Origin of the sequence: Rhizobium album, assembly GCF_003122325.1 — a bacterium.
Classification (GTDB): domain Bacteria; phylum Pseudomonadota; class Alphaproteobacteria; order Rhizobiales; family Rhizobiaceae; genus Metarhizobium; species Metarhizobium album.
Map to the genome: position 1 here is coordinate 144,929 of NZ_QFBC01000004.1, position 12,980 is coordinate 157,908.

Consider the following 12,980-nt stretch of genomic DNA (forward strand, 5'->3'; position numbering starts at 1 on the left):
GTTTTGACGGGATGGCAGAAAAGTAAAAGATGGAGAATGCCGCCGTTCAGACGACGGCGGCTTTTCAATCTCAGCTCGCAAACCGGCCGGCGTCGGCGCCGTAATAATTGATGTAGCGGTCCGAGATCGAGGCGATCGGCAGGACGATCAGCACGTCGGTGGTGTTGAAGGCGTGGTCGATGACCGCTCCTTGGCCGACCATGGCGCCGAGGCGCAGATATCCCTTGATCAGCGGCGGCATGGCCGCCAGCGCCTTGCGGCCATTGATGCCTTCGGTCGGCATCAGGTCCATGTTGTGGTAGAGTTCCGGACGCGCCCTGACGGCCCATTCATCGCGGGCGGCGACATTGTGGTGCAGGAAGGAGAGCGCCAGCGCATGCTCTTCCGGAAACACGCCGTGGAAGGAGGCGCAGCCGAACATGGCGCTCATGCCATGCTTCAGCGCATAGGCCCAGTTGCCCTGCCACAAAAGCTCCACCGTGCGCTTGGTGCGGTAGTCCGGCAGCACGCAGGAGCGGCCAAGTTCCATGAACCGCTTGTCGGGATGGTTTTCGATCAGCTGATCGATCATGAATTCCGATGCGGAATAAAAACCGCCCTTGGCCAGCGCTATTTCCTGGCGCAGCAGGCGATAGGTGCCGACGATCTGGTCCTCGATGTCGCCTTCGATGGCGTTGTCGACCACCAGCAGATGGTCGCAGATCAGATCCCAACCGTCGAAATCGCGGCGCAGACGCATGGCATCGGGGGACAGCGTGGCGTTCATCTCCTCGACGAACACCTTGTAACGGATCCGCTGGGCAGCCTCGATTTCACGATCGTTGCGGGCAAGACGCGTCTCAAGGGTGCCAATGCGGCCGAAGACATCCGCGCCTGCCGGTTTTCCGGCGGTGCCAGCCTGGGCTTGATCGGCCGGTATGTCGCGGTTCAAAAGCTCTAGGGTCATGGCGATTCATCCGCTACCATTTCATTCAGCGTCATAAACCACTTCTATGCGACAATAAAGTGACATCCGGTCGCAAAGCGACCGGCTCCGTCATTTCGCCTCGGTCCAGACCGTGCGCATCGGGCCGAGCGCCTGCACCTCGTCCAGCAGGCGAACCGGGTCGATCGGCTTAGTGAACATCCGGTTGGCGCCGTTGAGCAAGGCCAGGCGCCGCACCTCCTCGCGCCCGTCCGCCGAGAGCACGATGACCGGAACGGCACCATGGCCCTGCTGGCGTTCGGCGGCGCGGATGCGCGCCAGCGCCTCCATGCCGTCGCCGCCCGGCATGTTGAGATCGGTGATGATCAGATCAGGAAATTCCGCTTCGCCGACGGCTTCGAGCAGGCTTGGAAAATCCTGCACCAGCCGGACCGTGTGGCCGCCCTTTTCCAGGGTCGCCCGCACCAGCATGGCGTTGATCGGATCGTCTTCTGCCAGCAGGATCGACAGGCCGGGCGCCGGCTTCTGCACCACCGGCAGCCCGAAGCCAGGCTGGTTGTCGTTCAGCGCGTCGCGCTTTTCCATGCCCCGCATGCGGCCGCGCAGGACATCGACCAGCGAACGCTCGCGTAGCGGCCGGATGAGCCAGGCATCGAAAACGCCCTGCGGCTGGGAATTGCGCTCCTCCGGATTGACCAGGAAGATCGACCGCAGGCGTGCCACATCGGCGCGGCCGGAAACATGGTCGTAGAAAACGGTCGCCAGGCGATGGTCGACGATGACATCGGTAAAGGGCGCGCCGGATTGCTCCGCCTGCAGCAGGGCTTCTTCCGTGGCGGCCAGGCCTGAAGCCAGGACCACCCGTCCGCCGAGCGCTTCGACGGTCGTCACGATCGCGCGGCTGGCGGGGCCGGTCGGCGCCATGACCAGGACGGCGTTGCCGCGCAATTCGCTCTCGCGGATCGAGCGGTTGCGGTTTTCGCCCTTGAGCTGGTGCGGCAGGCGGATGCTGAATGTGCTGCCCCTGCCCTTTTCGCTGACGGCGCTGAGCGAGCCGCCGAATTCGCGCATGATGCGGGCCGAAATCGACAGGCCGAGGCCGGTTCCGGCGCTCTTGTCGCTGGCGTTGCCGGCCTGTTCGAATTCGCCGAAGATGCGGGCCTGTTCTTCCGCCGTCATGCCGGCGCCGGTGTCTTCGACGGTGATCACCAGGTGCCGGCCGTCGAGGGCAGCCGTGACGAGCACGCCGCCGGCATGGGTAAACTTCACGGCGTTGCCGATGACGTTAAACAGCACCTGCCGCAGTCGGGCCGGATCGAAATTCAGGACGTCGGGAATATCGGGCGAGACCGCCGAGGCGATCTCGATTTCCTTTTCGTGGGCACGGTGCGACAACATCTCGACAACACCCTCGATCAGGTGGCGCACCGATTCCGCCCGCGGATGCAGATGGAAGCGGCCGACCTCGATGGTCGAGAAATCGAGCAGGTCCTGTACGAGTTGCGACAGCGCCTGGCCGGATTCGCGGATGCCGTTCAAATAATTCGCCTGCTCGGCGGTCAGCTTGGTCTGGCCAAGCAGATGGCCCATGCCGAGAATACCGCTGAGCGGCGTGCGGATCTCGTGGCTGACGGTGGCGAGGAGACGGGATTTTGCAGCCGAGGTGTTTTCCGCCTTGATACGGGCAGCCTCGCGGGTCTTCGATGCCTGCCGCTCCTCGGTGACATCGCGGGCGATGCTGCGGATCTTGAGCTGGCCGGTGGAAGCATCGCGGGCGATGACGTCGTGCCAGACGAAAATGCGCTGGCCGAAGGGCGTGGCGATCTCGACATCGAAACGATAGGGCTCCGCCTCGGGGCGGAAGGCGAGGCCGATTTCTTCGCAACTGCGCCCTTCGGGCACGGCGCAGCCGGTCAGCGCGCGGAACGTGTCGTTGGCATAGATGATGCGGCGGCTCATGTCGCGCACCACGGCGATATCGCCGAGCGCATCATGGATAGCGCCGAGCAGGCCGACATTTTCGTCCTGTTCCCAGCGCTGGTCCTGCCAGATTTCTTCCTGGCGCTTCGTCGCAGCCGCGGCGGCCGGCTTTTCAGCCCAGGGGACGATGACGGGCGACGGGCGCTGCAGAACATAGATCAGTGCCGAGCCGAACAGGACAGCGCCAAGCGCGCCGCACAAGGTGTAAAAGCCGGTTCCCAGCCCCATGGCCAGGATGAATGCCGCCACCAGCATGCCGCCGCCGCCGAGCCAGAGACGGGCCACCCCGTCGCCATCGCCTTCGGCGACCGCCGGTGTCACGGGATCGGCTTCGGCCGCATGCACTTCGTCATAGCGGGCGAAGGCCGAGGAGATGGCCGCGTCTTCGTGGGTGGAGGAAACATGCGAAGCGGCAGCGGGCCCGAAGGCCGCAGCAAGGCGTTTTTGAAGCTGTGCCAGGTTGCTCATGCATCCTGGCTAACATGCCTCTCGTTCCCATAGGCTTCAGGAGAATGGTAAAATTTTAGTTTTTCTTCGCTTTTGGCCGTACGAATTCGTCGATGACCACCAGGCAGGCGCCGATGGTGATGAAACTGTCGGCGAGATTGAAGACGGCGAAAGACCACGATCCGGTGTGGAACAGCACATAATCGATGACATGGCCATAGAGAAACCGGTCGAGCAGATTGCCGAGCGCGCCGGCGATGATCATGGCAAAACCGGTATGCGCAAACCGGTGGTCGGCGGGCGTGCGCCGCCACAGCCAGACGACAAAGACGACGATGAGCATGCGCATGCCGACGATGAACCAGCCGTCCATGCCCGACAGCATCGAAAAGGCGACACCGAGATTGTAGGTGCGGTAGAGGTACAGGAACGGCACGACCGGCACCGCCTCCTGCATCGGCAGATAGGTATCGACCGCGATCTTGATCGCCTGATCGAGCACGACGGCGATCAGGATGAAGATGAGGATCGGCAGGGGGCGGGCAAACAGGAAGGGTTTCGATCCATTCATGCCGGCGCATCCAGCGTCAGGAGGTGGCGCCGGGCCTCGAAGATCATCACCGCCGTTGCGACAGCGAGATTGAGCGAATCGGCGCGGCCGGCCTGCGGAATGCGGGCAAGCGCATCCGCCTCCTTCGCCAGCGCCTCCGGCAGGCCCGATTGCTCGTTGCCCATCAGAAGCACCACCGGTTTCTTCTTGTAGTTGATCGTGCGGTAATCGACCGCACCGGCCAGATGCGTGCCCACGACCTGCGCGCCCGAGGTCTTCTTCCAGCTCAGGAATTCTTCCGGAGTGGCACGGGCGAGCGGGACGGCGAAAACCGACCCCATGGTGGCGCGCACCGTTTCCAGCGAGAAGGGATCGGTGCTTTCGCCGACGAGGATGACACCGGAGGCGCCGGAGGCATCGGCCGTGCGAATGATCGTGCCGAGATTGCCGGGATCGCGGACGCGGTCCAGCGCCACGTAGGTTTCGCCGTCCTGCGGCCTGATCGCCTTCAGCGCCGTCCAGCGCTGTTCGAAGATGCCGACGACCATCTGCGGGTTGTCGCGGCGCGTCACGGAAGACAAAACCTTTTCCGAGACTTCCAGCACCAGGCCGCCGGAAGCGACGGTTTTCACCGCGACCTGTTCGACCGCCGGCTTGCCCTTGGCCGCCTTGGAATAGATCAGCGTGCGGATCGTCCAGCCGAGCTCCAGCGCGTCGATAACCAGCTTCAGGCCCTCGGCCATGAAGGATTTCGTCTCGTCGCGGCTCTTTTTCTGGGAAAGCGCCTTGATGTCCTTGATGATCGGATTGGAAAGGCTGGTGACTTCCTTCACCTGTCCGACGCGGCGCACGCCGCCGTCACGAAAATCATTGTTCATTTCGGCACCCAGCGGCTGAAGAGCGATGTGGAAAGCGCGCGGCCGGGCGTCTTGCCGTCGAGCCCCGCCTCGCGGATGACGAGTTCGCCCGATTCCACCACACCGCCGCGGCCGCGCATGGTTTCGCGCATCAGCTCGTGGATGGAATAGAAACTCGCCCGGATGGAATAGGCGGTCAGCACCAGGCCGTGCGCCTTCGGCGACAGGATCTCGCGGCAGATGTCAAGCATCAGCGGCAGGTGCTCGAACAGGTGCCAGACCTCGCCATTCGGCCCGCGGCCGAATTTCGGCGGATCGGTGAGGATGATGTCGTAGCGGTTGCCGCGGCGTTCCTCGCGCTGGATGAACTTCATCGCATCCTCGCAGATCCAGCGGATCGGCAGCTTGTCGAGCCGGCCGAGCGACTGGTTTTCGCGCGCCCAGCCGATCGCCTTCTTCGAGGCATCGACATGCGTCACCTCGGCACCGGCGGCGGCGGCCACCAGCGAGGCGACACCGGTGTAACCGAACAGGTTGAGCACCTTCAAAGGCCGACCGGCGGCCTCCACCTGCTGCTTCACCCAGCTCCAGTGGACGATCTGCTCGGGAAAGACGCCGACATGGCGAAAGGAGGTTAAACGGCCGAGGAAATCGATGCCGAGCAGGCTGAGCGGCCAGGTCTCGCCAAGCGCCTCGCGGGGAAACCGCCAGCGGCCCATGCCGTCCTCGTCGGTATCGCCGGTGAAAATGGCATCCGCCTTTTCCCAGACATGCGCCGGCAGGCCCTTCGGCCACAGCGCCTGCGCTTCCGGACGGACGATGCGGTAAGGCCCGTACTGTTCCAGCTTCTCGCCGTTGCCGCTGTCGATCAGGTGGAAATCGCCGGCACCCGTCGATTCCAGGATGACCGGCACCCGTTCGGGCGGCCGTTCGCCGGTGCGCACGATCAGCGGACGCTGCTCGGCTTCCGGCGCCTCGGCGGCCCTGGTTACGGACCGTGCCTCGCCGCCAGTCGCGCTTCGGGCCGGCCGGGATTCCTGGCGCGGCGACGTGTTCTTGTGCTTCGGCGCGCCGCCATGGGCGGGCTTTCCAGCCGTGCCGGCCGTTCTTTTCGGTCCTGGCCGCCGTTCTTTGTTCTTCACGGGCTTTTCCGTCTCAATCTCAATACAGAGGCAGCAAATAGCATTCCGCCGCCGCTTGGCAAAGCGGTTTCCGATCTGCATAGTTTGCCGGAAATGGAGGAGGCCAGACGCCATGGACATGACCGGTGAAGAACGGATCGCCGCGCCGCGCGATGCGGTATGGGCAGCACTCAACGATCCCGAGATTCTCAAGCAATGCATTCCAGGCTGTCAAAGCCTGGAAATGAAGTCTCCGACGGAGCTTTCCGCCGTGGTCAAGATCAGGATCGGCCCCGTCTCCGCCTCCTTTACGGGCGACGTCATTCTTTCCAATATCAATGCGCCGGAGAGCTACACGATCTCGGGCGAAGGCAAAGGCGGCATCGCCGGTTTCGCCAAGGGCGGGGCCGATGTTACCTTGAAAGACGAGGGCGCGGAGACGCTGCTCGTTTACGACGTCAAGGCGCAGATCGGCGGCAAGCTGGCGCAGCTCGGTGCCCGCCTGATCGATTCGACCTCGAAAAAGCTGGCGCAGCAATTCTTTACGGATTTTACCGCCGCGGTGCAGGCCAGGGCCAACGGCGCGGCGTGAGCCGCCCTCGCCTTATTTCGCCGGCAGCTGCCCGTAGCCCGTGGCTTGCGCCGCGAGCTGCTCGGCGCGCTTCTTGTGCGTTTCGGCTTCGCCCTGCAGCTTGAGCGCCACCTTGGCCTCGTTGCGCGCCCGCTTGCGATACCGTCCCTGCGACATCCAGGTGGCGCAGGAGCCGACCAGCAGGCCGAGGATCAGGGCGGCGAAGAGGAAGACGAAGAACGGCGCGGTGATGCCGAGCACCTGGTCTTCCGGCCGGAACGGATTGAGCGCCATCGTGACGCTCTGGCGGTTGGCGACCGAGAGGACGACGAGAAGGATGCCGAGCGGCAGAAGGATGATGAGATTGATGATTTTTTTCGTCATGGCCTTCTGTCCTTACAGCGCTTCCGTGGCGGCAGCGGGGCGAAAATCTAGATAGGGCTGCCGGCCGCAGCGATCAATCCTCGTCGTCGACGTCGGCGCTGCCCGGGTTGAGGCGCTCGCGCAATTCCTTGCCGGTCTTGAAGAACGGCACCCACTTTTCCTCGACGAAGACGGCATCGCCGGTGCGCGGGTTGCGACCGGAGCGCGACGGGCGATTCTTCACCGAGAAGGCGCCGAATCCACGCAGTTCGACACGATTTCCGGCGGCGAGCGCATCGGTGATCTCGTCGAGCACCGCGTTGACGATGTTTTCCACGTCGCGGTGATAGAGATGGGGATTGCGCGCGGCCACAATCTGCACCAATTCCGACTTGATCACGACAGCCCCCTCAAATAATTAGTTTTTTCAATGGCGCCCAACCTGCCAAACTGAAATAAGACCGTCAAGAAACAACTTGTCCGTCGCGACAGTACCGAGGTTGATGTCGCCGTAGCCGAACAGGTTCAGCACCGTGGAAATCGCGCTGGCGAAACCGAAGGCCGAGCCCGTGCGGGGCGCCTCCCATTTGACGATCTTGAGATCCTTGTCAATGCCGCGGCCGGTGAGATAGGTGCGGATCGACTCCTCGCCGCCGAGCGTATCGATCAGCCTGGCCTTCAGGGCCTGGCGGCCGGTGAAGATGCTGCCGTCGGCAAGACGCAGCACCTCGTCGCGCGAAAGCTTGCGGCGGTCGGCGACCAGATCGACGAACCAGTCGTAGCTGTCCATCACCATGGCGCGAATCATCGCCTTGGCTTCTTCGCTGGCATCGTGGAAAGGCGACGGCTCGGCCTTCAGAGGCGCCGACTTGATCTCCTCCAGCGACACGCCGATCTTGTCCAGCAACTGCTTGGTCTGCGGATACTGAAAGATGACGCCGATGGACCCGGTGATCGAGGTTTCGCCGGCAATGATGGTATCGCCGGCCGTGGCGATCATGTAGCCGGCAGAAGCCGCCAGCGTCCGGACGTCGGAAACCACCGGTTTTTTCTCGGCCACGGCGCGGATCGCCTTGAAGATCCGCTCGCCGCCATAGGTGGTGCCGCCGGGCGAGGAGATGGAAACGACCAGCGCCTTGACCCGGTCGCTGTCGCCGATCTTCTTCAGCCGGCCCAGAAGCTCCTCGTCATCCTGGATCAGGCCGGAAATCTCGATGTGGGCGATATGCGGCGAACCGCTGCCCGCCGCCATGTCGCCCCCGGCGAGCCGGAAGGCGGCGATGCCGAGGCCGATGACCAGAACCGCCGCTGCAATCCGCCAGAAGCCGAGCTTGCGGCGCAGCCGGCGCCGGTCCGCTATCGCCGATTGATCCATTACGTCCATCCTTTGCGAAAATCAGGTGGTGTCATTCATAGTCCGCCGGCACCGCCGATCAACGGCACGCTCACGGATTTTTTCACCTTTTATTGTTTGTTGCAAAAAAATCTCCATATTGGCAAGCGGTCGCAGCGCGCATACGGAACGGCGCAGGCACCCGCGGGATGTGAACGAGAATGAGAAAATGCTGAACACGCTGAACAATTCGGGACTTGCCGATGCCGGCTCGCGACCGGTTCGCGACGCCTATGCTCTGGCGCTGCATCATTCCGCCCGTGTTCGCCGCCTGAAGATCCTGCTGCCGATCGCCGCCGTCGTCATTTCTTTCGTCTTCATCGGCGTCTCGCTCATCCGCGCCTATTTGCCCGACAATATCACCATCGAATCGGCCAAGATCGAAAACGGCAAGGTCGTGATGGAAAAACCGGCGATTTCCGGCCGCAACGGCGACGGCATCAGCTATTCCATGGCGGCGCTCAGGGCATTGCAGGATATCCGCAACCCCGCGATGATCACGCTGGAGACGATCAAGGCCGCCGTGCCGGTGAACGACAAGATCATTGCCCGCGTTGCCGCCGCCGAAGGGGTCTACAATCGCGACAGCGACCGGCTCGAAATGACGAAACCCTTTACCATTACCCTCAACACCGGCCTCGAAGCCAAGTTCGAATCCGCCCACCTGGATATCAAGGCCGGCAAGATGAGCAGCGACGCCCCTGTTTCCATTCACTACAAGCAGGCTTCGATTCTTGCGCAGCGACTGGATATGTCGGATAAGGGGCGCATTATCACCTTCGAAGGCAACGTTCGGGTGAACGTCGACCCGTCCACCATTCGCAACCAGGGCAATTGAGAGCTGCGTCCATGACAGCATATTGCATATTTACCCGTTATACTGCAGCGGCTGTTTTTGCTGCTCTCTCCCTCGCCCCTGCTTTCGATACGCTTGCGCAGCAGACGACGGGTTCGATGAACAACCTGAAGCTTTCCAACGACAAGCCGATCCAGATCGAAAGCGACAAGCTGGAGATCAAGGAACAGGAGAACCTGGCGCTGTTCACCGGCAACGTGAAGGTGGTGCAGGGCGAAATGACCCTGCAGGCCGGCACGATGACCGTCTATTACCGCAAGAACGGCGGTTCCGACACGTCGGTCGCCTCGGGCAATGCGGATATCGACAAGATCAATGTGAAGGACAAGGTGTTCCTCAGCTCCGGCACCCAGCAGGCGACCGCCGATTCCGGCGTCTTCGACATGGCGAGCCAGACCTTCGTGCTCGAAGGCAAGCGCGTGGTATTGTCCGAAGGCGCCAACGTCTTCACCGGCTGTAAGTTGACGGTGCTCATGGACACCGGCCGGGCGACGCTCGACAGCTGTGGCGGCCGCGTCAACATCCAGCTCGACCCGAAGTCGCGGCAGAAGAAACAGTAACCGGCAGGCCGTGACCATCTCTCCCCTTTCAAAATTGTTCGGCAAGTCCGGATCGCCGCCGGCAGCGGCCGATGCGGCATCGCCCACCGACAAGGCGCGCTACGAAGGCACGCTGATCGCCCGCGGTTTGACGAAGACCTACAATACACGGCGCGTCGTCAATGGCGCCTCGCTGGTGGTCCGCCGCGGCGAGGCCGTCGGCCTGCTGGGGCCGAACGGCGCCGGCAAGACCACCTGTTTCTACATGATCACCGGCCTGGTGCCGGTCGACGAGGGTTCGATCGAGATCAACGGCAATGATGTGACCTCCATGCCGATGTATCGCCGCGCCCGCCTCGGCGTCGGCTACCTGCCGCAGGAAGCCTCGATCTTCCGCGGGCTGACGGTGGAGGAAAACATCCGCGCCGTCCTGGAGGTGCACGATTCCAACAAGCAGCGCCGCGAGCAGAAGCTCGACTCCCTGCTCGAGGAATTCCATATCCAGAAGCTGCGGAAGTCGATGGCGGTGGCGCTGTCGGGCGGCGAACGCCGGCGTCTTGAAATCGCCCGCGCGCTGGCGACCGATCCGACCTTCATGCTGCTCGACGAACCTTTTGCCGGCGTCGATCCGATCTCGGTCTCCGACATCCAGAACCTGGTGCGGCACCTGACGGCCCGCGGCATCGGCGTGCTGATCACCGACCACAACGTCCGCGAGACGCTGGGCCTGATCGACCGTGCCTATATCATCCATGCGGGCGAAGTGCTGACGCATGGCCGGGCCAACGACATCGTCAACAACCCGGAAGTCCGCCGCCTCTATCTCGGCGACAAGTTCAGCCTCTAGCCCGTCCTTCATGACGGAAATTCGACAGGCGCCCCACTCCTTGCTTGACCAAACCCAATAAAAAAGCAATTTTTGGGCCAGTTGCAATTCCGCGCGGATTTATGCGGGATTGCGACCGAGCCGAAGGGGAGTTTCGCGTCCGTCATGGCATTGTCCGCCAGTCTCTTCCTGCGCCAGAGCCAGTCGCTGGTGATGACCCCGCAACTGATGCAGTCGATCCAGCTGCTTCAGATGACGCATTTCGAGCTCAACCAGTTCATCGCCCAGGAAGTCGAAAAGAATCCGCTGCTCGATTTCGCGCCATCCGATGGCGAATTCGGCGGCACGCGGGACGATGACGGCCCCTTTTCCGGCAGCGACGAGCCGGCCGGCAGCGACCCGGTCGAGACGCGCGGCAGCGATCTCGCCTCCGACTGGTATGAAAGCGAACACACCGGCACGGCCGATCGTCTGAGCAGCCAGCTCGACACCAATTTCGACAGCGGTTTTTCCGACGAAGGCATGGCGCCGCGCCCCGATGCCCCCGAGTTGATGAGCCAGTGGAAGTCGATGCCGGGCAGCCAAGGCGGCGAAAGCGCCGATCTCGACGATTTCGTCGCCGGTCAGACGACGCTGCGCGATCACCTCAACCAGCAGATTCCCTTCACCCTGGCAACGGCTGCCGACCATCTGACCGCCCAGCTTCTGATCGACCAGCTCGACGAAGCCGGTTACCTGCAGGCGGATCTGCGGGAGGTCGCCTTGCGGCTCGGCCGCAGCGTAACCGACGTCGAGACGGTGCTAGAGGCGCTGCAGACGCTGGATCCACCAGGTGTCTTTGCCCGTTCGCTCAGCGAATGCCTGGCGATCCAGCTCAGGCAGCGCGACCGGTTGGACCCGGCAATGGCCGCGCTGGTCGACCATCTCGAACTTCTGGCCCGGCGCGACTTCCTGTCGCTGAAACGGATCTGCGGCGTCGACGAGGAAGACCTGCTCGACATGCTGACCGAGATTCGCAAGCTCAACCCCAAACCCGGCAGCAGCTTCGAAACCGCGGTTTCGGAAGCGATCGTGCCCGACGTGGTGGTGCGGACGGCTGCAAACGGCAGCTGGCTGGTGGAGCTCAATCCCGACACCCTGCCGCGTGTGCTCGTCAACCAGTCCTATTATGCCGAGGTTGCCAAGCACAGGCACCGGCCGGGCGAAGACCATGCCTTCATGTCCGAATGCCTGCAGACCGCCAACTGGCTGACCCGCAGCCTCGACCAGCGGGCAAAGACGATCATGAAGGTAGCGACCGAAATCGTCCGCCAGCAGGACGCCTTCCTCGTCCACGGCGTCGACCAGCTTCGCCCGCTCAACCTCAAGACGGTGGCCGAGGCGATCAAGATGCACGAATCCACCGTCAGCCGCGTCACCTCCAACAAATACATGCTGACGCCGCGCGGCCTGTTCGAACTCAAATATTTCTTCACCGTGTCGATCGGCTCGGCCGGGGGCGGCGACACCCATTCGGCCGAGGCGGTGCGCCATCGCATCCGCGCGCTGATCAACCAGGAGACGCCGGAGGCGGTGTTGTCCGACGACGACATCGTCGATCTGCTCAAGCGGGCCGGCATCGATCTCGCCCGCCGGACGGTGGCCAAGTATCGCGAGGCGATGAACATTCCCTCCTCGGTACAACGGAGACGGGAAAAGCGGGCGCTTTCGAAGGTTTCCGCTTTCTGAGGCGACGTCCCTGTGGATCCGTTAAAAATTCCCTGACGGCCCTTGACTCTCGGGGCACCGGGCGCTAGAAGCGCGCCGCAATTGGAACAGGAAAACCTAGCTCCCGATCATTTCCCCACTTCACGGTTAAGTTTAGCGGCGCAAAACAATGTTCGCCGCGTGAAACGCTTGGATGAGCGAGTGCCTTGGCGTAAACTGATACTCGCAAATCACGACAAGAAGGAAAATTCCATGAGTGTGCGTGTATCCGGGAAACATATGGAGATTGGTGAAACGTTCCGTTCGCGGATCGAGGACCACATCGGCGAGGCCGTAACCAAATACTTCGACGGGGGGTATTCAAGTCAGGTTACAGTTGAAAAGTCCGGTTCGCGTTTTGCAGCGGATTGCAAGATTCACCTGGACAGCGGGGTCAGCCTGCATGCCACGGGTGAAGCGAACGATCCGCAGGCGGCGTTCGATGGCGCAGCCCAGCGTATCGAGAAGCGTCTGCGGCGCTACAAGCGGAAGCTGAAGGACCATCACAGCGGCCTTAACGGCAATGGTGCGGAAATTGCCTATACGGTCATGGATGCCATTCCCGACGAGCAGGAGGAAATCTCGGAGGACTATGCGCCGACGATCGTCGCCGAAAGCAGCAAGTCGCTGAGGACGATGTCGGTCGCCAGCGCCGTGATGGCGCTCGACATGACGGACGAGCCGGTCTTCATGTTCCGCAGTGCCGGCAAGGAAGAACTGAATATTGTTTACCGTCGCCGCGACGGTAATATCGGCTGGATCGATGCCGCCAGTGTAAAGAGCTGAGAATGAACACGGGGGATGCC

The 12,980-nt window shown here is 62.6% G+C and carries 14 protein-coding genes; 6 read left to right on the forward strand and 8 right to left on the reverse strand.

Annotation, left to right across the window (positions count from 1 at the left end; all coding sequences use genetic code 11):
- Positions 1-70: 70 nt before the first annotated feature.
- From olsB to DEM27_RS11365, 5 genes are all read right to left on the reverse strand, one after another.
- The gene (gene olsB, locus DEM27_RS11345; protein ID WP_109458348.1) at positions 71-946 is read right to left on the reverse strand and encodes a l-ornithine N(alpha)-acyltransferase; all 876 of its coding nucleotides are present in this window, start codon (positions 944-946) and stop codon (positions 71-73) included.
- A 90-nt stretch (positions 947-1,036) separates the two neighbouring features.
- Positions 1,037-3,373, reverse strand: a complete 2,337-nt coding sequence (locus DEM27_RS11350) for a hybrid sensor histidine kinase/response regulator (RefSeq protein ID WP_109458349.1) — start codon at positions 3,371-3,373, stop codon at positions 1,037-1,039.
- Positions 3,374-3,428: 55 nt separating this feature from the next.
- On the reverse strand, positions 3,429-3,923 hold the full coding sequence (gene lspA, locus DEM27_RS11355) for a signal peptidase II (protein ID WP_109458350.1): 495 nt from the start codon (positions 3,921-3,923) through the stop codon (positions 3,429-3,431).
- Positions 3,920-4,780, reverse strand: a complete 861-nt coding sequence (locus DEM27_RS11360; protein ID WP_109458351.1) for a TrmH family RNA methyltransferase — start codon at positions 4,778-4,780, stop codon at positions 3,920-3,922. Before DEM27_RS11360 ends, lspA begins: the two co-directional genes overlap by 4 nt.
- Complete coding sequence (locus tag DEM27_RS11365) at positions 4,777-5,901, reverse strand: class I SAM-dependent methyltransferase (RefSeq protein WP_109458658.1); 1,125 nt, start codon at positions 5,899-5,901, stop codon at positions 4,777-4,779. Before DEM27_RS11365 ends, DEM27_RS11360 begins: the two co-directional genes overlap by 4 nt.
- Before the next feature lie 112 nt (positions 5,902-6,013).
- Here DEM27_RS11365 and DEM27_RS11370 point away from each other — a divergent pair, with 112 nt between their 5' ends.
- Positions 6,014-6,472: an SRPBCC family protein gene (locus tag DEM27_RS11370; protein ID WP_109458352.1), complete on the forward strand. Its 459-nt coding sequence runs from the start codon at positions 6,014-6,016 to the stop codon at positions 6,470-6,472.
- 12 nt (positions 6,473-6,484) lie between these two features.
- Here the strand turns inward: DEM27_RS11370 and DEM27_RS11375 are convergent, their stop codons facing one another.
- The 3 genes from DEM27_RS11375 to sppA all read right to left on the reverse strand — a co-directional run bounded on the left by DEM27_RS11375 (position 6,485) and on the right by sppA (position 8,189).
- Positions 6,485-6,835, reverse strand: a complete 351-nt coding sequence (locus DEM27_RS11375) for a LapA family protein (RefSeq protein WP_109458353.1) — start codon at positions 6,833-6,835, stop codon at positions 6,485-6,487.
- A gap of 73 nt (positions 6,836-6,908) precedes the next feature.
- Positions 6,909-7,214, reverse strand: a complete 306-nt coding sequence (locus DEM27_RS11380) for an integration host factor subunit beta (RefSeq protein ID WP_109458354.1) — start codon at positions 7,212-7,214, stop codon at positions 6,909-6,911.
- Positions 7,215-7,241: 27 nt separating this feature from the next.
- Entirely contained in the window at positions 7,242-8,189 is a 948-nt protein-coding gene (gene sppA, locus DEM27_RS11385; protein WP_109458355.1) for a signal peptide peptidase SppA, read from the reverse strand.
- A gap of 187 nt (positions 8,190-8,376) precedes the next feature.
- Here sppA and lptC point away from each other — a divergent pair, with 187 nt between their 5' ends.
- From lptC to hpf, 5 genes are all read left to right on the forward strand, one after another.
- Entirely contained in the window at positions 8,377-9,045 is a 669-nt protein-coding gene (gene lptC, locus DEM27_RS11390; protein WP_109458356.1) for an LPS export ABC transporter periplasmic protein LptC, read from the forward strand.
- Positions 9,046-9,056: 11 nt separating this feature from the next.
- On the forward strand, positions 9,057-9,623 hold the full coding sequence (locus DEM27_RS11395; RefSeq protein ID WP_109458357.1) for an LptA/OstA family protein: 567 nt from the start codon (positions 9,057-9,059) through the stop codon (positions 9,621-9,623).
- A gap of 34 nt (positions 9,624-9,657) precedes the next feature.
- The gene (lptB, locus tag DEM27_RS11400) at positions 9,658-10,449 is read left to right on the forward strand and encodes an LPS export ABC transporter ATP-binding protein (protein WP_109458358.1); all 792 of its coding nucleotides are present in this window, start codon (positions 9,658-9,660) and stop codon (positions 10,447-10,449) included.
- Positions 10,450-10,593: 144 nt separating this feature from the next.
- Entirely contained in the window at positions 10,594-12,156 is a 1,563-nt protein-coding gene (gene rpoN, locus DEM27_RS11405) for an RNA polymerase factor sigma-54 (RefSeq protein ID WP_109458359.1), read from the forward strand.
- A gap of 231 nt (positions 12,157-12,387) precedes the next feature.
- Positions 12,388-12,960: a ribosome hibernation-promoting factor, HPF/YfiA family gene (gene hpf / locus DEM27_RS11410; RefSeq protein WP_109458360.1), complete on the forward strand. Its 573-nt coding sequence runs from the start codon at positions 12,388-12,390 to the stop codon at positions 12,958-12,960.
- Positions 12,961-12,980: the final 20 nt, after the last annotated feature.

Bases quoted from the DNA above. Each gene is read 5' to 3' on its own strand.
- olsB (WP_109458348.1), bottom strand. From the start codon at position 946: ATGACCCTAGAGCTTTTGAACCGCGACATACCGGCCGATCAAGCCCAG.
- DEM27_RS11350 (WP_109458349.1), bottom strand. From the start codon at position 3,373: ATGAGCAACCTGGCACAGCTTCAAAAACGCCTTGCTGCGGCCTTCGGG.
- lspA (WP_109458350.1), bottom strand. From the start codon at position 3,923: ATGAATGGATCGAAACCCTTCCTGTTTGCCCGCCCCCTGCCGATCCTC.
- DEM27_RS11360 (WP_109458351.1), bottom strand. From the start codon at position 4,780: ATGAACAATGATTTTCGTGACGGCGGCGTGCGCCGCGTCGGACAGGTG.
- DEM27_RS11370 (WP_109458352.1), top strand. From the start codon at position 6,014: ATGGACATGACCGGTGAAGAACGGATCGCCGCGCCGCGCGATGCGGTA.
- DEM27_RS11375 (WP_109458353.1), bottom strand. From the start codon at position 6,835: ATGACGAAAAAAATCATCAATCTCATCATCCTTCTGCCGCTCGGCATC.
- sppA (WP_109458355.1), bottom strand. From the start codon at position 8,189: ATGGATCAATCGGCGATAGCGGACCGGCGCCGGCTGCGCCGCAAGCTC.
- lptC (WP_109458356.1), top strand. From the start codon at position 8,377: ATGCTGAACACGCTGAACAATTCGGGACTTGCCGATGCCGGCTCGCGA.
- DEM27_RS11395 (WP_109458357.1), top strand. From the start codon at position 9,057: ATGACAGCATATTGCATATTTACCCGTTATACTGCAGCGGCTGTTTTT.
- rpoN (WP_109458359.1), top strand. From the start codon at position 10,594: ATGGCATTGTCCGCCAGTCTCTTCCTGCGCCAGAGCCAGTCGCTGGTG.
- hpf (WP_109458360.1), top strand. From the start codon at position 12,388: ATGAGTGTGCGTGTATCCGGGAAACATATGGAGATTGGTGAAACGTTC.